General features: G+C 36.3%; 10 protein-coding genes and 1 tRNA gene. All 11 read left to right on the top strand.

Going from position 1 to position 23,585, the window contains the following annotated elements; genetic code table 11:
- Positions 1-49: 49 nt before the first annotated feature.
- Positions 50-1,438: a glycine--tRNA ligase gene (locus ACECE_RS0213080; protein ID WP_010247823.1), complete on the top strand. Its 1,389-nt coding sequence runs from the start codon at positions 50-52 to the stop codon at positions 1,436-1,438.
- A gap of 341 nt (positions 1,439-1,779) precedes the next feature.
- Positions 1,780-4,422 carry a pyruvate, phosphate dikinase gene (gene ppdK / locus ACECE_RS0213075; protein WP_010247821.1) on the top strand — a complete coding sequence of 881 codons (2,643 nt, stop codon included), beginning with the start codon at positions 1,780-1,782 and terminating at the stop codon, positions 4,420-4,422.
- A gap of 329 nt (positions 4,423-4,751) precedes the next feature.
- Positions 4,752-6,095, top strand: a complete 1,344-nt coding sequence (locus tag ACECE_RS0213070) for a WD40/YVTN/BNR-like repeat-containing protein (protein ID WP_010247818.1) — start codon at positions 4,752-4,754, stop codon at positions 6,093-6,095.
- Between the two features lie 62 nt (positions 6,096-6,157).
- Positions 6,158-7,171, top strand: a complete 1,014-nt coding sequence (locus ACECE_RS0213065; RefSeq protein ID WP_010247816.1) for a D-alanine--D-alanine ligase family protein — start codon at positions 6,158-6,160, stop codon at positions 7,169-7,171.
- Positions 7,172-7,574: 403 nt separating this feature from the next.
- Positions 7,575-15,203, top strand: a complete 7,629-nt coding sequence (locus ACECE_RS31145; protein ID WP_010247813.1) for a putative Ig domain-containing protein — start codon at positions 7,575-7,577, stop codon at positions 15,201-15,203.
- Positions 15,204-15,274: 71 nt separating this feature from the next.
- A complete protein-coding gene (locus ACECE_RS0213055) occupies positions 15,275-16,027 on the top strand; it encodes a sigma-70 family RNA polymerase sigma factor (protein ID WP_010247809.1) in 753 nt (250 codons plus the stop codon).
- A gap of 9 nt (positions 16,028-16,036) precedes the next feature.
- Positions 16,037-18,268, top strand: coding sequence for an anti-sigma-I factor RsgI family protein (locus ACECE_RS0213050; protein ID WP_010247806.1), 2,232 nt, complete (start codon positions 16,037-16,039; stop codon positions 18,266-18,268).
- Positions 18,269-18,491: 223 nt separating this feature from the next.
- Positions 18,492-19,226, top strand: coding sequence for an RNA polymerase sigma-I factor (sigI, locus tag ACECE_RS0213045; protein ID WP_010247803.1), 735 nt, complete (start codon positions 18,492-18,494; stop codon positions 19,224-19,226).
- 14 nt (positions 19,227-19,240) lie between these two features.
- The gene (locus tag ACECE_RS0213040) at positions 19,241-21,109 is read left to right on the top strand and encodes a PA14 domain-containing protein (RefSeq protein ID WP_010247800.1); all 1,869 of its coding nucleotides are present in this window, start codon (positions 19,241-19,243) and stop codon (positions 21,107-21,109) included.
- Positions 21,110-21,392: 283 nt separating this feature from the next.
- Complete coding sequence (locus ACECE_RS0213035) at positions 21,393-23,234, top strand: S-layer homology domain-containing protein (protein WP_010247797.1); 1,842 nt, start codon at positions 21,393-21,395, stop codon at positions 23,232-23,234.
- A gap of 108 nt (positions 23,235-23,342) precedes the next feature.
- A tRNA-Gln gene (locus ACECE_RS0213030) sits at positions 23,343-23,416 on the top strand.
- Positions 23,417-23,585: the final 169 nt, after the last annotated feature.

Raw genomic sequence — 23,585 nt, 5'->3', positions numbered from 1 at the left:
AATGAAGATTAAAAATATATATATTGATATTGTTAAGGAGGCATTTTTGATGGAATTTGAAAAGACTATGGACAAGATAGTCGCACTTGCGAAAAATAGAGGTTTCGTATATCCGGGATCAGACATATATGGAGGACTTGCAAATGCTTGGGATTACGGTCCTTTGGGGGTTGAACTCAAGAATAATGTAAAAAAGGCATGGTGGAGAAAATTCGTGCAGGAAAGTCCATATAATGTTGGTGTTGACTGTGCTATTCTTATGAATCCACAGGTGTGGGTTGCATCAGGACACGTTGGAGGCTTCAGTGATCCGTTAATTGACTGTAAGGACTGTAAGACACGTCACAGGGCTGACAAAATGATAGAGGATTGGAATGCTGAAAACAATCTGGATGTTAGGATTGATGGCTGGACAAACGATCAGCTTATTGAATATGTAAAGGAAAAAGGAGTAAAATGTCCTAATTGCGGATCTGCTAACTTTACCGATATCAGAAAGTTCAATCTTATGTTTAAGACTTTTCAAGGAGTTACAGAGGACTCAAAGGCGGAGATATTCTTAAGGCCTGAAACAGCTCAAGGAATATTTGTTAATTTCAAAAACGTTCAAAGAACTTCAAGAAAGAAGATACCATTTGGAATCGGACAGATAGGTAAGTCCTTCAGAAACGAAATTACTCCTGGTAACTTTACATTCAGGACTCGTGAATTTGAACAGATGGAACTTGAATTTTTCTGTGAACCCGGAAAAGATCTTGAGTGGTTTGATTACTGGAAAAACTATTGCTTTAACTGGCTCTTAAACCTTGGAATAAACCAAGACAGCTTGAAGATGCGTGATCATGAGAAGGAAGAGCTTTCACACTATAGTAATGCAACAACAGATATTGAATTCAAATTCCCATTCGGTTGGGGAGAACTTTGGGGTATTGCAGATAGGACTGACTTTGACTTGAAGCAGCATATGACGCATTCAAAAGATGATTTGTCATATTTTGATCCTACTACGAATGAAAAGTACGTTCCATACTGTATTGAGCCTTCACTTGGTGCTGACAGGGTTACACTTGCGTTCTTGTGTGATGCTTATGATGAAGAAGAGGTAGCAGAAGGTGATGTTAGGGTTGTTCTGCATTTCCATCCTGCAATTGCACCTGTTAAGATAGCTATACTTCCGCTTTCCAAAAAGCTTGGTGATGATGCATACAAGGTATATGAAGCGCTTACCAAAAAGTATGTATGTGAATATGATGAAACCGGAAGTATAGGAAAAAGGTATAGAAGACAGGACGAAATCGGAACTCCTTACTGCATAACATTTGATTTTGACTCACTTGAGGATAAGAGTGTTACAATCAGGGATAGGGATAATATGCAGCAGGTTAGAGTAAAGATTGAGGATTTGGATAATTACTTTGAAGGTAAGTTTGAATTTTAGTTAATAGATAAGAATTAGTTATATCTTCTTATAAAGGATGTAGGCTTTGATAAATTGCCCACGTCCTTTTTTTACAGTAGAAAAGTGCTAAGAAGAATAATTATTAATTTTTTGGAGAGACTTATTAAGGGATTTTTACCCATAGAAAATTTGTATATTTATTCGTAATTTTTCAAAAAAATTAATGAAAAATTTTATAAGTATGTTATAATTAGTATGGTCAGAAAAGCAGTTCCCACAGATGTCCATTTATAAGAAATAAGAAAAGTATATTTAATATACATTTCTAGAATATAGTACATAAATGATACACAAAAAAGTAAATGGGAGGGTTTTTTTTAATGGCAAAGTATGTATATCTTTTTAACGAAGGAAACGCTTCAATGAGAAACCTGCTTGGCGGCAAAGGGGCCAACCTGGCAGAAATGACGGGTTTAGGCCTTCCTGTTCCTAGAGGCTTCACAGTTACGACGGAAGCATGTACCAAGTACTATCAGGATGGTAAAGTTATTTCTAAAGAGATCGAAGAAGAAATTTATACAATGATGTCAAAGACTGAAGGAATTGTAGGTAAGAAATTTGGTGATCCGAACAATCCTTTTTTAGTTTCAGTTAGGTCTGGAGCAAGAGCTTCCATGCCTGGAATGATGGATACAATATTAAACTTAGGACTTAACGATACTGTTGTTGAAGGTCTTGCAAAACTTACTGACAATGTAAGATTTGCTTATGATAGTTATAGAAGATTTATTCAGATGTTTAGTGACGTTGTAATGGAAGTAGACAAACCAAAGTTTGAAAAGATACTTGATGCTGTTAAAGAAGAAAATGGAGCTCATTTCGATACAGATTTGACAGCTGATAATTTAAAGGAAGTTGTCAAAAGATATAAAGAACTCTTCAAAAAAGAAAAGGGATTTGATTTCCCTCAAGATCCAAAAGTTCAGTTAATGGAAGCTGTTAAAGCAGTTTTCCGTTCTTGGGACAATCCAAGAGCTATAGTTTATAGAAGACTTAATGATATTCCAGGTGACTGGGGAACCGCTGTAAATGTACAGGAAATGGTTTATGGAAATATGGGAAATGACTCCGGTACAGGGGTTGCTTTTACAAGAAACCCATCTACAGGAGAAAAGAAGCTATATGGAGAGTTCTTGATGAATGCACAGGGTGAAGACGTTGTTGCCGGTATCAGAACACCTCAATCAATAGATCAACTCAAAGAAATCAATCCTAATGCTTATAATCAATTTATAGATATTGCAGAAAAACTTGAAAAACACTATAGAGATATGCAGGATATGGAGTTTACAATCGAAAAAGGTAAGCTGTTTATGCTGCAGACCAGAAATGGTAAAAGAACTGCTGCAGCTGCTTTGAAAATAGCTGTTGATCTGGTTAATGAGGGAATGGCTACAAAAGGTGAAGCTGTAATGAAGGTTGATCCAAAACAGCTTGATGCACTCTTGCATCCGAACTTTGAGCCTAAAGCCTTAAAAGCTGCCATACCTGTTGCAAAAGGATTACCAGCATCACCAGGAGCTGCTACAGGTAAGATATATTTTGAAGCTGAGCATGCAGTTAATGCTTACAAAAATGGTGAGAAGTTTGTTGTTCTTGTTAGACTTGAAACATCTCCGGAAGATATCGAAGGTATGCATGTTTCAAAGGGAATACTTACTGGACGTGGCGGTATGACTTCCCATGCAGCGGTTGTTGCGCGTGGTATGGGGACATGTTGTGTTGCAGGATGTAATGATGTGAAAATTAATGAGGAAGAAAAGTATTTTATTGATAAAAATGGAAAGAAGTATGTTGAAGGAGATTGGATTTCTCTTGATGGTTCAACTGGTAATGTTTATGGTGATCGTTTACCTACAGTTCAGCCTGAAATGACAGGCGATTTTGCAACATTGATGGGTTGGGCTGATGAATTAAGAACATTGAAGGTAAGAACAAATGCCGATACACCTGCTGATGCAGCACAGGCTATGAAGTTTGGTGCAGAGGGGATTGGACTTTGCCGTACAGAGCATATGTTCTTTGATGCTGACAGAATACCTGCAATGAGAGAAATGATTGTTGCAAGGACTGAGGAGCAAAGAAGAAAAGCTCTTGATAAATTGCTTCCTATGCAAAGGGGAGACTTTGAAGGTTTGTTTAAGGAAATGAAGGGATACCCTGTAACGATCAGATTCCTGGATCCTCCGCTTCATGAATTCCTTCCACAAGCTGATGAAGATATAGCTTCACTTGCTAAAGAAATGGGAATGAGCTTTGAAGACCTAAAAGGAATTGTTGCAGATCTTCATGAGTTTAATCCTATGATGGGACATAGAGGATGCCGTCTTGCGGTTACTTATCCTGAAATTGCTGAGATGCAGACAAGAGCTGTTATTGAAGCAGCTATAAATGTTAATAAACAGGGAATGAATGTTATACCTGAAATCATGATCCCATTGGTAGGCGATATTAAGGAATTGAAATTTGTTAAGGATGTTGTAGTAAAAACAGCAAATGAAGTAATAGAAAAGTCAGGAATGAAGCTTGAATATAAGGTTGGAACAATGATTGAGATTCCAAGAGCTGCAATTACTGCTGATGAAATAGCAAAAGAAGCTGAATTCTTCTCGTTTGGAACAAACGACCTCACCCAGATGACTTTCGGCTTCAGCCGTGATGATGCTGGTAAGTTCCTTGAAGAGTATTACAATAAAAAGATTTATGAGTCAGACCCATTTGCAAGGCTTGATCAGAATGGAGTAGGTAGACTTGTTGAGATGGCAGCAAAGCTTGGTAAACAGACAAGACCAGATATCAAGCTTGGTATATGCGGAGAGCATGGTGGAGATCCATCATCAGTAGAGTTTTGCCATAAAGCCGGATTGAATTATGTATCGTGTTCGCCATTTAGAGTTCCAATAGCAAGGCTTGCCGCTGCACAAGCTGCTATAAAGAAGGAAGGGGACCTTGGACAAAAGTAATTCATTTTAAGATTTAAGTTTACTTAGGATGCTGGAAATATAGCTTCCGCTATTCCTTAATGAAAAATAAAAAGTAGCAATATGAAATGCACCTTAAGTGTTGTATGATAAATGATAACATTTGAAGGTGCATTTTTTATGTCCTTAAAACAGAGTGTTTATGGAAAAAATATTGCTTCACTTTGATATGGTAAGTGGGATTTTATAATATTTGTTTAGATTTAAGGATATATTGTATTGTAAACATTGTGATTTGCCTATAACAATATTTTCTGTTATATGTTAGAATTGAATAAAACAAAACATTTATGGGAGTGAGAGTGAACTAAATGAAAAGGGTAGCATGTGCATTGGTAATGGTCGTACTACTTTTGGTAAGCGTTATCGTATTTGCTCAGAACAACCTCGAACCTGCTTTACAAAGTATAGCCCGAAGTGATTCTGGTTTATATGCAGCAGTAGGAGATGCAGGATTTATTATCACTTCAGATAATGGAGTAAGCTGGACTAAAAGATCTGCACCAGCAGGAGAAAAACTAAACAGAATAGTTTGGGGAATGGGAAAGTTTGTTGCAGTAGGAGATAAGGGGACGATTTTGACTTCTACCGATGGCGTAGGCTGGACAAAAGCAAATATAGACGAGAAAATTAATATATATGGTGCAGCAAGCAGTGGAAGAGAATTTGTTGTGGCAGGACATGATGGTACCATTTTAGTATCTAAAGATGGAGATATGTGGAATCGCAGAAGAATGGCAACAGCCGAAAGTATTTACAGGGTTAGATGGGTAAATGGCAGATATATAGCTGTTGGAGGTGGAATGCTTATTCTTACCTCTACTGATGGTATTACATGGGATGAAGTAAAATCAGAACCAGCTTCAACCACTATGTTTACTGATGTTGCATGGGATGGTGATAAATACATTGTTGTTGGTGATCATTTGAGCATATGGCTATCTAGAGATGGAATAACCTGGACTCAGGATGAAAACGCCGAATCTGTACTTAAGAAGGAAGGAATGGACATTTCAGAGTGTATTTATTCTGTAGTGTGGACTGGGAACAAATTTTTAGTTGCAGGTCACGGGGGAAATATTTTGTCTTCACTTGATGCATATAGCTGGCATAAGGAAGCTAATGCAACAGGAAAGACTTTGAAGGACGTTATATACTCTAAAGATAAGTTTATTGCTATTGGTGATGAAGGAACAATTCTTAATTCTGAAGATGGGGTTAGTTGGAATAACCTTAACAATATAAGTGCAGAATCCAATGAAGTGAATTTGAAAGCTGGAGAACAGAAACAACTTAAAATTATATTGAGTCATCCATATGGAGTTTCTACAGATGTTACCGATGCTACTTTGTTTGAGGTAAGTGGCGGAGATGATATATTGACAGTTGAAAAGAATGGTACCATGAAGGCTGTTAGCGAGGGACAAGCACTTGTTAAAACAACCTACGATTATAAATCTATAGAGGTTCTTGTTAACATTGAACCTGCTAATACTGAAGCGGGGAAAAAACCTCAGAGTACAGATAATCAGGCCAATAGACAAGCTAACGGTGTTAGATTATCGAATGTTTTGTTGATATCAGGCGCTATGATAGCAGTTGTGGCTCTAATTACAATAGCTTTATATAATAAAAGGAAAAGAAGAAAAAGTTGAGAGTAAGAAAAGGATTAGGAAAGGAAAGGAATTAAGGGAATATAAATTGGGGGGAGTGGGGGTTGAAAATTAATACTATTGGGATTGTGTTCGAGTCAAGAGAGGACGCACTAAAGGTTGCAAGCACTATGGTTCGAAAAGAGCATGTAAATATTGATGTTCTATATCATTGGAGGGAAAAGGAAGAGATTTCAGCAGTAGTTAGTGCAGTGAAAAATCTGGGATTTGAAGTAAGAATACTTGGTACTCCTGATGATATTATTACAAATATGGGCATAGTAAAAAAACAGGTGGATTTTATATTTAATCTTTCAGTTGGATTCAGAAGAAGGTTCAGGCTTTCGGTGGCGCCTGCAATTTATGAGGCCGCAGGTGTTCCTTATAGCGGAGCTGATCCTTATACAAAGATGGTATGCCAGAATAAACATCTGATGAAGTCTTTATGGGATAAGATGAATATACCGACACCTCCATGGGCTTATATTGATAATATTTCAAAAGTGCAGGAGCTTGAATTGCCCGAATTTCCAATAATAATCAAACCTGCGTATGAAGGTAATTCAATTGGTATTAATGCTAATGCTGTTGCATATAACAAAGAAGAGTTGTTTTCCAAAATTGAAGCTATATATAGTACATTACACATGCCGCTAATTATTGAAAAGTTTATTGCTGGGAAAGAGTACAAGATCGTCGTTATAGGGAACAAAAATCAAAAGTTTATCGGTATGGTAGAATATTTAAACGGTGGTGGGTCATCTCTTAGAAATGAATTTATTTATTTCAGTGCGAAGGTTAATGGTGATTATTATCAGGTAAGAAGAGATATAAACTTACCTGAGTATAAAAGCATAAAATCTGATTGCCAGGCTATTTATGAAATGTTCCTTCCTGTTGATTATGGGACATTTGACATACGTGTGGATGAATATGGGAAGCATTATTTCCTTGAGTTTAATGCAGATGATTCCTTGCATCCTGTAAGAACTATGGCACAGTGCTGCAAATTAAATGATATTGATTACGAGAAAATGATTGAGAGTATTTTAAAGTCTTCATTTGAAAGATGGGATTGAGCCAAGTAAAAGAGGCAAAAAAAATTTTATATTATTTTATTTTTGAGTGAACAAAAAAATAAATATTAGCGAATATACTATAAAGGAAAGTATTTGTAGAAAGTTATAATTCTAGTGAGCATTCTTAGGCCACTTTTCTGAGAGTTATAATTTAACTGATACTTCCTTTTTCCCTTATAAACCGCTTTCTTTGCATATACATAATGTCAAGAAAGGGGTTCTTTTTTTATTTATGCTATAAAAAAAAAGTCCTCTTTAGCCGATAAAATCCTTAGATACATATAATTCTGAACTTTTTCTATTTTTTTGTCAGCAAATGCTGTTTTAGCATTTGGGGCTCAGGTGATTATAGAATATAAGTTACCGTTATTAACTTACAATTGCGTATTTGGGGGTTTTAGAAATGTTATGGATAAAGTTTCCACTAAAGAATATCATATCAATGGTGCTTTGTATTGCATTTTTAGCTACCATTGTTTTGCCTGTTATTATTCCTATACAGGTATATGCTTCGTCTGCTCCTTCAGCCATAAAGTATTTGCCTTTTAATAATGGAACAAATGAATATACAGACACTACAATGATGTTATATTTTGATAAACCAGTTACTGCTGTTGCAGGCAAATACATTACAATCAAGAAAGCAAGTGATGACTCTACCTTTGAGTCTATTGAGGCAACTGATGCCAAAATCACAGTTAATAATTCCAATTTTTCAGTGACTATTAACCCAGCAGGGACTCTCAGCAGAAATACAAAATACTATATTAACATCGAGGCAGGAGCATTTGTCGACCAGGCAACTGGTCTAAACTCATATGCAGGTATTAGTGATAAGACAACATGGGCTTTTACTACTATTCCGAATGCAGATTCAATACATTTAGAAAATGCAAGCAATAACTCTATTAGTAATATGAGTGAACAAACATGGAATCATAACATACAGAATTCAAGTGGAACAAACAGGATGGTTATTTTTCAATGTGCAAGCAAGAATTCTTCTGATACACCTGTTCTAGCTACGTCTGTTAAATTTAACGGTGTTAATATGACAAAGCTTACTCAAAGATCTATGAGTGGTGGTGGGTACTCTGTTACTTCAGAATTGTGGTATATTATGGATAAGGATCTCCCGGCTTCTCTCGGTTCATATCCTGTAACTGTTACATTTTCAGGAAGTTGTTCTGCAATTTCAGGAACTGTTTCTTTTTATGGTGTTAAGCAGGAACAGCCCGAAGCTACGGCAAGTAATACTTCTGCATCAAATTCAATCTCTACAAATATAACGACACTTACGAATGGTGCATGGCTCGTCGATGTTTATTCAAGTTATTTAAATACTGCTTCCCCAACAACTACTGTCCCTAGTATGTCAACGTTGTGGAGTATAATGGGAGCTTCCGGTTCCGGAGCAAGTGCTACAAGACAGATTAATACTGCAGCTACAGAATCTATGGGCTGGCAGTGTTCTGATGTAGGACAGCAATCGTCTCATGCTATAGCAGCTATTGCACCGGCATATGCAAATGATAACAATAATCCGACAGTTTCAGCTTACAGCCCTGCAAATAATGCTGTCGATATATCTGTTTCAACGCAGATTGGTCTTACATTCAGTGAAGATGTTAAAGGTGTTGCAGGAAAATATATTTATATAAAGAAGAGCAGTGATGATAGTGTTGTAGAAAAAATTGATGCAACGTGTCCAAAGGTATCCATAAGTGGGAAAGAAGTTTCAATTCAAATATCTTCGCCACTGAGAGGGGGTACCAAGTACTATGTTGCCATAGATTCAGGAGCTTTTGCTGATAAAAGTGAAACTCAGAATGCTTATGCCGGAATCGGTGATAAAACAAGTTGGACTTTTACTACAAGTGCTGTAATCCCTGGACAGAATTTGCTTGTCAATTCAAGGTTTGATTCTGAATACAGTACCACTCAGTCGCCTATCGGATGGAGTACTACAGGAACTTCTGACGCTGATTTTGTTGAATTTGGAGGATATTCGAATTATTTTAACCTGACACACTATAGCGGTTCTGCCTATTCAACCTACACATACCAGACAGTAACTGGTCTTGCAAATGGTGTGTACACTGCTAAGGCCATGGTCAAGTCTTCCGGTTCTCAGAATTCATGTTACTTTGAAGCAAAGGATTATGGCGGGGCTTCACTAAAATATAATATTTTACAGACAGCAAGCTGGACTGAGGTAAGTATTGGAAACATTCAGGTTACAAATAGCCAGTGTACAATTGGTTTTTATTCGGATGCTAATGCAGGCAACAGTTTAAACATAGATAATGTGGAATTCTTTGCTGACATTTCTTTATCTGGAAGCACTGTGGCAGAGAATTCAGCGGTTGGCTCAACAGTAGGAACCTTTGGTAGTGCATATGAAAGCGGATCTCTTACCTACGAATTGGTCGAAGGAGAAGGATCAACTGACAATTCCTGCTTTACCATATCGGGCAATGCACTAAAGACAGCGTTTTCTCCAAACTATGAAGTTAAAAACAGCTATAGCATAAGAGTCAGGGTAAAAGATTCTATAGTGCAGTATACTGAAAAGGCATTTACAATTAATGTTACAAATGTAAATGAAGGCATTACACTTAACAGTCTGATACTTGATCAAAGTGCGATAGAAGATTCTGCATTTTCTTTTATATTTCCAGCAGGCACTTTTACGGATATTGATGGAGACAGCCTGAGTTATTCGGCAACTTTGGATGATAACAGTGCTCTTCCGGCATGGTTGGTTTTTACAGCAGCAGAAAGAAAATTTAGTGGGACACCTTTAAATGCAAATGTAGGAACATTAAATATAAAGGTTACAGCGACAGATGGGAGTTTTTCTGCTTCAGATATTTTCAGTATAACTGTTTCAAATACAAATGACGTACCAACTGACCTTGCATTGACAAAGAACTTTGTAGCTGAAAATCTTTCAACCGGCACTGTAGTGGGAACATTAAGCACTACAGATGAAGATGTAGGGGATACATTTACATATACAATTGAGAATGGTGCGGATAGTGCTAATTTTGCTATTGTGGGAAATGAACTTAGGACAAACGCTATATTCAACTATGAGGTGAAGAACAGCTATTCAATAAGTATAAAAACAACTGATGCAGGTGGACTTTCATTTGTTAAGGCTTTTACAATTAACATAACAGATGCGAATGACGGACCGACGGACATTTCATTGACAGGTACCAGCATTAATGAAAATATTTCGGCAGGAACTGCTTTTGGGACAATAAATACCACAGATGCTGATGCTGGAGATACTTTTACATATACGCTGGTTGCTGGAGAAGGTGCAACTGATAATGCCAGCTTTTCAATATCGGGAAATCAGCTCAAGAGTGGTGCTGTTTTTAATTGTGAGACCAAAAGCAATTATAGCATCAGAATAAGAGCAACTGATGCAGGTGGACTTTGGTTTGAAAAAGCATTTGCAATAACAGTAAATAATATGAATGATGCACCTGTAGTAGCTGGAGGAATAGCAGATCAGACGGCAACTGAGGATATTGGATTCAATTTTCAGTTTGATACCGGCGCCTTTTTTGATGAAGATGGTAACTCTTTGACTTATATAGCAGCACTTTCAGGAGGTGGAGCTTTACCGGGGTGGCTGTCATTTGACTCCGATACAAGGACTTTTAGTGGTACGCCGTTAAACAGCGATGTAGGAACAATTAGCATAAAAGTTACAGCAAGTGATGGGACTTTGTCCACCTTTGATATATTTTCAATTACTGTTTCAAATACCAACGATACCCCAACAGATATTACGCTTTCCAATAACACAATACCGGAGACAGCAGTGGAAGGAACAACTGTAGGAACATTCTCAACATCGGATATAGACGTGGGAGATACTTTTTCATATACACTGGTAGAAGGTATAGGTGGTGCTAATAATGCCAGCTTTACAGTAGTTGGAAATCAGCTGAAAGTCGCAGGAGGCATAACCTTCAATTATGACCTTAAGAACAGCTATACAGTAGGCGTTAGAACAACTGATTTTACAGGGCAGTCTTATGACAAGGTGTTTACAATAAATATCAGTGACAGTGGAGTTAATAATGCACCCACAGATATAGGAATTTCAAATACCGTTATATCAGAAAATATGCCTGTTGGAACGGTAGTTGGGAATGTGAATTCTGTAGATATTGATGCAGGTGATATATTTTCATACACTTTGACAGCAGGAAGCGGCGATATTGACAATGGAAGCTTTGAAATTTCGGGTGATGAGCTTATAATTGCTGAACAGGCCGACTATGAAATAAAGAGCAGCTATACAATCAGAGTTACAACAACTGATGCAGCAGGGGCTTCTTTTTCAAAACAATTCACAATTACTATTTCAGATGTGGATGAAGCACCAATGCTGGCAAATCCTATTCCAGATAAAACTGCTTATGAGGATAACGGATTTACCTTCCAATTTGCTTCTAATACGTTTAACGAGCCTGAAAACACTCTAATGACATATTCAGCAAAACTTGCTGATGGAAGTGAACTTCCAGGTTGGCTGGTGTTTACGCCAGGCACAAGAACCTTTACAGGAACTCCTCTTATTGGAGATGTAGGGGTAATTAATGTTGAGGTAACAGCAAGTGATGGGAATTTGTCTACTTCCGATACATTTACTATTACTGTGGAGGCCACAAATGATACACCTACAGAAATTACGTTGAGTAACACAAGTATAGGTGAGAGTGTTGCATTGGGATTTACAGTCGGACAATTTGGTACTGTGGATGAAGATATAGGTGATACATTTACATATACAATAGTGGAACAGGAGTTGTCTGCTTTCGTTATTGAAGGAAATGAGCTAAAGACGAACAAAATGTTTAATTATGAAGGAAAAAGCAGCTACAGTATAACAATAAGAACAACTGATTCTGGAGCAGGCAATCTATGGTTTGAACAAACGTTTTCCATTACGATAACTGACCAAAATGATACTCCGACAGGTATCTTATTGGGAAATAATCATATAACTGAAAATTCTGCTGCAGGAACTACTGTTGGAACATTAACAACTTCAGATGAAGACGTAGGAGATACTTTTACGTATTCACTAATTGATGACGTTAATTATAGTGACAACACAAAGTTTAGCATATCTGGTAATACACTCAAGACTTCCGCAGTTTTTAACTATGAATCGAAAAATCTTTACACTATAAAAATAAGAAGTGTAGATTTCAAAGGAAAATACGTAGATAGTGTATTTACAATTAATGTAGATAATGTAAATGAGGGTATTGTACTTTTCAATTTGATACCTGACCAGAATGTTGATGAAGATTCTTTGTTCAGTTTCGTTTTTCAGGAAGATACCTTCAAAGATCTTGATAATTATGCAATGAATTATACTGCGGCTTTAGAGGATGACAGTCAGCTACCTGGATGGTTGACTTTTAGCCCATCAGAAAGGAAATTCAGCGGTACACCGCTAAATAGTAATGTTGGGGAAATAAGTGTTAAGGTAACAGCAAATGATGGAAACTTTTCCGCTTTTGACATATTTACAATTACTGTTTCAAACATCAACGATGCTCCAACTGATATTACTCTTTCAAAGAACACAATACCAGAAACGACACTTCCTTCATCTATAGTGGGAACATTTACAACATCAGATATAGACGCAGGTGATTCTTTTACATATTCTTTGGTAGGTGGGACAGGTGCTGATGATAATGCTAGCTTTACAATTGTTGGGAACCAGTTGCAGACTGCTGCTGATGCAACCTTTGATTCTATTGTACAGAATCTATACAAAATAAGGGTTAGAACGAGTGACTCAGGTGGACAGTCTTTTGAAGAAGCGTTTACTTTAACAATAACTACCTTAAGAGTAGAACCTGTGCTGGTAAATGAGATTGCCGATTTAAGTGCGGTGGAAGATACTGCATTTAGCTTCCAATTTGCGGCTAATACTTTTATTGATCCCCAGGGACTTGAATTATCGTATACATCAACTTTGGCCAATAATAACATTCTTCCTGACTGGCTTACATTTGACTCTGGAACAAGGACTTTTAGCGGACTACCTGATAATAGCAGTGTAGGAACAATAAGTGTAAAGTTAACAGCAAGCAACGGAACTCAATCGACATATGATACGTTTAATATTACAGTTTCAAATACAAATGATGCTCCAACGAACATAACATTATCTGCAAATAGTATTGAAGAAAATAGTCCGGCAGGAACCCTTGTTGGAGTGCTTAGTACTATTGATGAAGATTCAGGAGATAGTTTTACTTATACAATTGTACCTATTAATGGAAGCTCAGATCATGAAGGATTCGAAATATCAGGAGTTCAGCTTGTATCAAGTGCTGTATTTGATTACGAAGCTAAAAATAGCTATACCATAAAGATTAGAAGTACCGATCTCAATGGATCGTACTTTGAAAAATCGTTTGTGATAGTAGTTGCTGATGTATTGGAAGCAACACCAACGCCTACTGCAACCCCAACGATTACACCTACTGCAACACCGACGCCTACTGCAACCCCAACGATTACACCTACTGCAACACCGACACCATCTGCAACACCAACGATTGTGCCTACCCCAACAGCGACACCGAAACCCGTTGAGTCGCATAATGTAGAACAGCCTCCGGTGGTAGTTGATACAACTCCGGTAGTGTTAGCCACGCCCACGGCTGCAGTAACTCCTGTACCAAGTATTCCAAAGCTATTAAACCTTTTAGTCGATAATGGTACATTATCACCTGAATTCGATCCTGAAAAGACGCTATATTCGTTAAAGATAGAAAATAGCATTTCATATATAAAAATAACTGCATTTACTGAAGACATAAGCCACATAGTAAAGGTTGATGAAACTAGAGTATCTTCCGGAAATTCTATTTCTGTAGGTCTTAATGTAGGAATTAATACTATAGAAATTGAGTTGACAACCGGGGATGGTGCTATGAAAAACGTATATACCTTGACAGTGGAGAGGGCGGCATCTAAAGATGCATATCTTAAAGGCATTAATGTGTTAGGTGGTCAATTAACTCCAAGCTTTACCAGTAGCGAATCCTTTTATAGTGCCAGATTGAAAAGCGATGTACGTATTGTTTGCTTAATTCCATACGCTTCCAGTGAATTTTCGGCCATAACAGTTAATGACGTTACAATTAAGAGCGGAATGATATCTCATGCTATAGGATTGGAAGAAGGAAATAATACACTTGTTTTGAAGGTGATAGCGCAGGATGGTGTGACCAGTAAAAACTATTATATATCTATATATGTTGACCCTTTACCAACACCAACAATAATCCCATCACCAAGTCCGACGCCGACAAAGGACAACTCTGATCCGTTTTTCTCTTCACTTGAGGAGTTGATTGAGAAAAACAATCTGGGCAATAAAGATGGAAAGGATCAGGGAAATGGTGAAGAAATAATTGAGATAGGTTTTCCGTTTAAAGATGTAAAATCAAATCATTGGGCTAAAGATTTTATTAACAAATTGTACGACAGAAAAATAGTACAGGGAGTAGATGAGGTGGGTAATTTTATGCCTGACCGGACTATAACCAGAGCAGAATTCACGCAAATAATTGTTAATTCGTTGAGTATACCAACTGATGATGCCAGTTCATCATTTAATGATGTAAAGGAAAATGACTGGTATTACAAATCTGTATCTGCTGCTGCAAGATATGGAATTATACTTGGAAGACCTGATGGTAGTTTTGCGCCGAATGAAACAATAACCCGTCAGGATATGGCTTGTATTGTTTCTAAGTTTGTTGAAAAGAAGGAAAATATTGATTCAAATGAGTTAGAGCAAGGAATCGATTTTGGCGATAGAGATACTATAAGCGCATATGCCAGGACTAGTGTTTATTTCGCTGTAAGAAGTAGTTTGATTGTAGGAAAGCCTGAAAATAAGTTTGATCCTAAAGGGATGACAACAAGAGCAGAGGCAGTAACTGTCATATACAGACTTCTAAAGTTTTAATGTTTTTGCAACTGATATACACTAAATAAATATAATCCTACGTTATTATATATTGAGGAGGATTGATTTCCTTGCGTAATACTAAAATAACAGATATTAATGGGGCATATTCAGAAGATGCCGAAAAATTCGAATTTGCTTCAAATCTAAAGATGATAAAAGAGGGAAATCAACAGGTAAGGGAAGAATTTATCGAAAAATATAAACCTTTTATCTTGAGAGTTACATCCATGACCTTAAACAAATATGTTGAGGCTCACCGAAGTGATGAGTTTAGTATTGCGTTGTCAGCCTTCAATGAGGCAGTTGACAGATTTAATTCGGGAAGCCGTAATAAATTTCTTTCCTATGCTGAAAAGGTAATTAGAAGCAGAATAATAGACTACTTGAGAAAAGGTAAGAGTGATAGCCAGCATGAAAGCTGGTCACTTGATTCTTCAAACGGTCTGGAGTTCGGCGAAGTGTATCAAGCATCCGATTCGTATTCTCAGTTTGAGAGCATAGAAGATAGGGAAGAAATTGAAGAGCTTACGAAAAAACTTATGGAATTTGGTATAACTCTTGATGAACTTGTGCTTAGTACACCAAGGCACAAAGATACTCGTGAACTTTGCATAAGTATAGCAGAAATTCTACTTGAGGATAAGCCTATGCTTGAATTTTTACATAAAAGTAAAAGTATTCCTAGAATTGAACTGGCTGAAAAAGCCCATGTTCATGAAAATACCATTGGAAAGAACAGAAAATATATAATAGCTGTTTGCTTAATCCTAACAAGTGACCTTAATATATCAAAAAGGGTTTTAAAGTATGAATGTAAGTGAGGGATAAGAATGTTAATTTTTGGAGTAGTCTATGGTATTCAGAATGATAAGGCCATCGTTTTAACGGATGAAAAAAAGTTCTTGGCTATAAAAAAGCGAGATGGTATGTTCATAGGTCAGACTGTTAAATTTGGAAAGGAAGATATCTGTAAGTCAAAAAGTAAAGTCTATTTATACTCTCCTTCAAGCAAGCGGATAGAAGAGCTTTCAGAAGAATCTCGGGTCAAAAACCTAACAAGGCTCATTAATATAAAAAATTTCTCACGTATTAACAGTACTAAAAACTTTAACCGGGTTTCAGATATCAAGAATTTTACAAGGATATCCAATTCTAAGGACGCAGAGAATGTTTCAGATATCAAGGGTTTTACAAGGGTATCTAACTCTAAAGATAGAGAGAATGTGCCGGATATAGTGGATTTTACGAGAGTATCCAGCTCTAAGGATTCATCAAATGCATCTGAAATCAAGGGCTTTACACGTGTATCAGGTTCAAAGGATTCTTCAAAAGAAACTAAAGTCAGAAACTTTTCACGTATTACGCGCATAAGCGGCTTTTCGCGTGTGGTAGGAATAGCAGCTGCTTTTGTTATGGTATTTATGTTTTCGAGATATGCCTTGCTAAATAAGGGGGCAAGTAATGAATATGCTTGTATTGGTATTGATATAAATCCAAGTATTGAAATTGTGATAGATAATGAATATAAAGTAATTGAAACGGTTGCCAAAAATAGTGATGCCGAATCTGTATTAAATGGGCTTAAACTGGAAGGAATACCTTTGAAGTCAGCTATATCAGAAATCGCCAATAAAGCGGAATCATGTGGTTATTTCTCTGATAGTAAGAATGTTGTAGTTGTTTCAATGGCTCTAAACAATAAAAGTAAGGAGTATAACACCGATAAATCCGTGGAGGAAGAAAAGCTCAATAATCTAAAGCAAGAATTGGAAGAGAACTCAATTGCGATTGAGGGTACAAATATTATTCAAAAAACTGTTTTGCTGACTCCTGAAGAAATGGAAGCAGCAAAAGAAAAAGATATTTCTATGGGTAGATACTCGTTGTATATGGAGGCTAAAGAGAAGGGCGTAGAAATTTCAATAAATGAAGCAAAAGAAAGCAGCTTAGAGGAGTTGGTTCAGAATATAGAAGTCGCAGAAGAGAGCGTTGTTCAAACTCCTACTCCGCTTATAACTGAGTATCCAACGCCTACTTTGACACCGTCACCAGTAGCTTCTCCGACAGTTATTCCGACAGTTATTTCCACCGTAGAGCCAACAAAAGAACTCAGTGCAGCAGAGATAGAAGAGTTGGGAAAAAGTATAGTAACTGTGAACGCTTACAATAAGAATAAAAAGGCAATTTTGCATGGAAGTGGTTTTTGTGTGGCGCCGGGTTTGTTTGTAACAAATTACCATGTGATAGAGAATGCTGTTTGTCTAAAAATTACAACAAATGATGGTAGGACTTATAATGTTGAAGGAATTGTAAAAATGGATAAGAAAACGGATTTGGCAATTCTTAAAACGGTAAAAGACCCTGGCGTGAAAGCACTGGAAACAGACACAAAACCAGTATTGGATAAAGGTGATAGGATTGCAGCTATAGGAAGCCAGAATGGAAATAAATACGCTGTATCGGAAGGAAGTATTGTTGGATTTAAGAAAAGGGCCTCTATTGATTTGATTCAGATAGAAGTTCCTCTTTTAAAAGGAAATTCAGGAGGACCGCTATTTGATATGGAAGGAAATGTTATAGGTATTGCCTCTTATGGTGTTTCTGACAATAGCTTGAATTTGGCAATTCCAATTGATTATGTATCTGGTTGGATCAAAGAGCTTTCAAAATACTCCTTTAAAAATACAAAAGTAATTAGAAGAACTCTAAGCTTTGACGACAATTATGATTTGAATATTGTTGTCTTCAATATAGTAAATGCTCTGGAAAAGGAAGATATGGAAAGCTATTTTAGCAATATGACAGAAGAACTATACTCTGAAGAAACGAAGAATAATTTGGAGGTTCTGTTTAAGAATTACGAGCTTACATATAATCTTGAAAGCTTGTATGTTGCTTCACAAAACGCTGATAATGCAGTAGTTAAGTATGTTTACTCAATATATAAAGGTAATGGGCCTGATTTTAAAAACTGCAGGATAACAGGAAGCTGTAACCTGAAAAATATTAATGGCGTATGGAAAATAGCCAAATCGGAGGAGAAAATAGAGTATATAAATTAGCCGTAAGAAATAAATATATTAGATCCTTATAAATGGGATGTAAAAACTCCTCAATTAAAATGAGGAGTTTTTTGAAATTCCCGACAAAAAATATTTTTTCAACGAATTTTATTAAAGACCTTTGACCAGGTATGTTATACTTATAAAAGATAATTTTAAATAAATATAATTTTTTAAGTAGCATTTTTGAAGAGAGGAACTATATGATGAAGAGGTGGTAGATTTGATATGTATTTTTGCTATCTATAGCTCCGAAACTAAGGACTTAGCCAATATTATTGAAAGAATCAAGGGGGGAGATGATCAACTAAGGGAAAATTTCATAAAAGATTATATTCCGTTTATAGTCAAAGTACTCTCAAGTTCAGCAAAGAAAAAAATTGATATAAGAAACAATGATGAATATAGTATTGGTTTGATAGCATTTAATGAAGCTATTGAAAAATATGACAGAGATAGAAATAAAAAAGGATTTAACTTCTTTTCTTTTGCAGAGTTGATTATTAAGAGAAGGGTAATCGACCACTTTAGACTTACATCAAAAAATATGGAAATGCCTTTTTCCTGCTTTGAGACAGAGGATGAATGTTTTGAAGATAAATACCTTCAGGATGAGTCGTGGACAAGATATGACAGGATCGAAGTTTTCCAGGAAATAAAGCATTACTCAAGTGTTCTTAAGAGCTTTAATATTGACATTAATGATTTGCACAAGTATACACCGAAACATAAGGATTCTATCAAGATGTGTGTTGATATTGGACGAAAAATTGCAGGGAACAAGGATATTTATAATAAACTTATACAAAAGAAGTATTTCCCGATGAAGGATATTATGAAGCTCGTAAATGTGCATCCGAGTACAATAGAAAAAAACAGGAAGTTTATAATTTCTGTTTGTATAATATATGGAAATAACTATGAGTATCTAAAAACATACTTTAGTAGTGGTAGGTAGGGGGAGATTTGAAAATGTATACAGGTATGATATTTAGTATAGATAAAAATACTGTAGTAGTTGCAACTCCTGAGAATGCTTTTTATAAGCTGAAAAGAAAAAGTACAATGTTTATAGGCCAGGAAATAGTATTTACAAAGAAAGATATTATTGATTATAGATATCTCATAAAGAGGTTGTCTGTTGTTGCAGCATGTTTGTGCCTGATTATAGGGATGTCTGTACCCTTTGTAATGAATCGTTTAAATAATATTGCTGGCTTAAAGGAGTTTGCGTACGTTAGTTTGGATATTAATCCTAGCATGGAGTTTACTATTGATGAAACGCAAAAAGTTTTGAAGGTTGAAAGCTTAAATGATGATGCTAAGGGAATAATTAACAGTTTAAATGTTAAGGGAATGAGAATTAAGAGTGCATTTACTGAAGTAATTAGCAGGTGTGAAGAAAAAGGTTTTCTTAACACTGAGGACGATGTATATTTTTTGATTTCCGGCTCTATAAATCCTGATAATAAAGAATATAAGAAAGATAATACAGGTGCTGAGGATAGTCTAAACTATATATTGAACGGATTAAAGGAAAGTGTTGGGAAGACAACTGCTAAAAACCCTGAAGTAATAGCTATAAAAACAGAGCCTGGTGATAGGAAGGAAGCTATTGAAAATGATATTTCACAGGGGAAATATGCCCTTTACACCGAATTGAAAAAGCGAGGAAGCAAAATAACGATTGGAGAGGTTAAAAGTTCTACTGTCAAAGATCTCATAACGATTTTGGTTGATATGGATGCAGCGGCATCAGCAACTCCAAAACCTGAAATAACACCTCAACCTACTTTGAGTGCTGGTCAGACTTCGACAACAACAACACCAACATCAACATCAACGCCAACTATAACTCCGACACCAGTATTTAGTAGAAATCAGACTATGACTAAATCGCAAGACAATATGAAAACTCCGGGTCATGAACCGTCTTCAAGTGAGGATAAAGCGGGAACAGGACTTAGAGGAGAATATTTTGACAACATAGATCTTACAAATTTTAAATTGACCCGTGTGGATGGGACAGTTGATTTTAGTTGGGATACAAATTCTCCAGCGTCTGAAATAAGAGATGATGAATCTTACAGCATACGTTGGACTGGAAAGATAAAACCGAAATACAGTGAAGAGTATACATTCTATGTTCTTCGTGACAATGGAGTAAGACTTTGGATTAACAATAAGTTGATAATCGATAAATGGGACAGTGAATGGGCTAAAACTGACTATGGAACTATATCTCTTGAAGGTGGCAGAATTTATGACATAAAACTTGAGTACTTTAATAATACCGGCTATGGTTTTATCAAACTTGAATGGAGCAGTAAAAGTACTAATAAGGAAGTAGTTCCTGCAAGTTGTCTGTATCCTGCGAAAGCAACTGCTTCGGCCGGTGTTGTAAAAGGAAATGGTACAGGTCTGAGATTTGAGTATTTTGATAACGATAATTTGACAAATCTCAAATTAGAAGGAATAGATCCTATTGTTGATTTCAATTGGGGTGTTGGTTCACCAGATAGATCGATTCAGCAGGACCAAAAGTTCAGTATACGTTGGTCGGGTCAAGTACAGCCGGTAAACAGTGAGAATTATGTGTTTTATCTTACTCACGATGACGGGGTAAGGCTATGGATTGATGGGCAACTGGTATTAGATAAATGGAGCGGAAGTGAGGGAAAGGTATCTGAAAGTACTGGTATTTCTTTGAAAGCCGGGAAGAAGTATAAAATAATACTTGAATATCATAATAGCAGTCAGGCTGGAAATGTCAAGCTAGAGTGGAAAAGTCCAAGTACAAAAAGGACTATTGTTCCAAAGGCATGTTTATATCCTCAATAAGCAGTCTTTCTCGTGTGGTTTCCGGAATGGACAAGTTATTTTAGATTGAGGACCATTTTCTTTGATTTACATTGAGCCCAATGAATGGTATAATTATATTAAAATGTATCAAAATTATGTAGTTCAAATGGTTTGTTTGACTACATAATTTTTTGCCACTCTTTCAGTATGTTTTATAGATGATAAGAAGCTAGTCTAAGCAAGTATTGTTTGGTTTTAGGGAGTAAATTTTAACATAATTTATTATTTAAAATTAATTATAATAAAAGGGGGCTTTTCGTTAATGAAAGCAAAAAATGGACTATCCGTATTACTTGCAGTACTGTTTGTGTTTACAAGTGTATTTTCAAATCTTGCATTTGCTGATTCAACCTCAAGTGTCAAAATTGAGTTGGACAAGACCTCGGCAGCTGTTGGTGAGATTATCAAGGCTTCAGTAATTGTAGACAATGTTAGTGGGTTTGCAGGGTATCAGGTGAATATTAAATATGACCCAACAGTTTTGGAAGCAGTAAACCCTGATACAGGAGCTGCTTTTACCAATAGTACAAACCCTAAGAATGGTACAATACTAAACGATGCTACATATGGTGCTTTACCGATTGCGTCAAATAATATTTTACAAGGTATTTTGAATTTTGGTAAGACTTACACTAGTTTGGAAGGTTACAAGGCAAGTGGTTCGGCTGAGACATCTGGTACAGTGGCTGTTATTGGATTTAAGGTGCTAAAAGCCGAAGAAACATCAATAGAGTTTGCTAAGACTTCAACTATGCCAACTGCAGTGTCAGGCGTTTTGTTATTTGATTGGGACGGAAATAAGTTAACTTCAGGCTATTCAATAACTAACCCGCCAGTTGTTAATCATATCGGAACATCAGTAACTTCTACCCCTATAGTTGTAACAGGTCCTTTAGTTGTTACTCCAACTCCGGCACATGATGGAAATTCAGGGCAAATAGACTCTAATGTTGTAAGCAATGATACTGGAAAGGTAACTTATAAATTTGAAGAGAAGCAATTGGAAACGGCATTGGAAGAAGTGATTCCGGATTCTAAAGGAGTTAAAACTGCTACTTTACCGCTAGAAGGAGTTAAGGGAGCTACAGTATATACTCAACAGTTTCCAAATGAAGCATTGCTGTCCAATATACTTTCATATAAGATAAATATGAATACTGCATACGCACTAGTATCTCTTCCTTCAAATATGCTAAATACCAGTGCATTGTCGTCAAAAGTTCAGGGTGCTTCTTCAGTTGCTATTTCAGTGGCATCAGATAACTATTCTGATTTGGCAGCTGATATAAAAGAAAAGATAGTAGACAGACCTATGATTGAGTTAAGCTTGAATATTAATGGTGTGGCAACTGAGTGGAATAATCTTGAAAGCCCTGTAAAGGTATCTATTCCTTATAAGCCTACTGAAGCTGAATTGAAGACTATAGAACATATTGTTGTTCTACAAATTGACAGCACTGGAAAAGCATTAACTGTTCCAAGTGGTAAATATAACGCAAGTACTGGCATGGTTACATTTACAACTACACACTTTGGCAGATTTGCTGTTGCATATATCAATAGAACATTTACTGATTTAAAATCTTTTAGTTGGGCAAAGAATCAGATTGAAGTTTTGGCATCAAAAGGAATAATAAATGGTACTTCCGATACTACATTTAATCCGCAGGCAGCGATAACAAGAGCAGACTTTATGGTACTTTTGGTTAAAGCTTTGGATTTGAATGCTACTGTAGATTCCAATTTTGCAGATATTCCGTCAGATGCTTATTACTATAAACAGATTGGAATAGCGAAGAAGCTTGGTATTACAACAGGTGTTGGAGACAATAAGTACAAACCTAAAGAAAAAATAACAAGACAGGATATGATGCTACTTATCAGCAGAGCTCTTTTGGTATCAGGAAAGATATCCTCAGAAGGTACAGCTGATGTTATTGCAAAGTATACCGACAAAGGGCAGGTTGCATCTTATGCAGTAACTGGTGTAGCTACTTTGGTTAAAGAGGGTATAGTTGTTGGAAGCAATAATATCATTAATCCGAAAGGAAATGCTTCAAGAGCTGAGTTGGCTGCTATTGTCTATAAGATTTACAATAAATAAGTTTTTACCGGGGTGGCAAATTTGCCACCCCGAAGTTTTTTGCAAATTAATAGAAATTACCATTGCATTATTTTTTGATCTATGCTATAATTCTTTTTGCTTGAACATTGCGGGATTGTGTAATGGTAGCACGAATGACTCTGGATCATTTTGTGAGGGTTCAAATCCTTCTCCCGCAGCCATATTAAAACTCAAATTTTGATACAATGTAAAGTCACTGATTTCAGTGGCTTTTGTTGTTTTTGGGGGTTTTGTACTTTGAATTTTCACTGTTGTGTTGTAAATATAAGGTAAGAATGCACCTTTTAGCAGAAAGGAAATATGAGATTTTATACTTGGAGGATATTTGCT

The organism is Acetivibrio cellulolyticus CD2, assembly GCF_000179595.2.
Classification (GTDB): Bacteria; Bacillota; Clostridia; order Acetivibrionales; family Acetivibrionaceae; genus Acetivibrio; species Acetivibrio cellulolyticus.
Note: the sequence above shows the minus strand (reverse complement) of the source record. Positions and strands in the feature narration are given on the sequence as shown.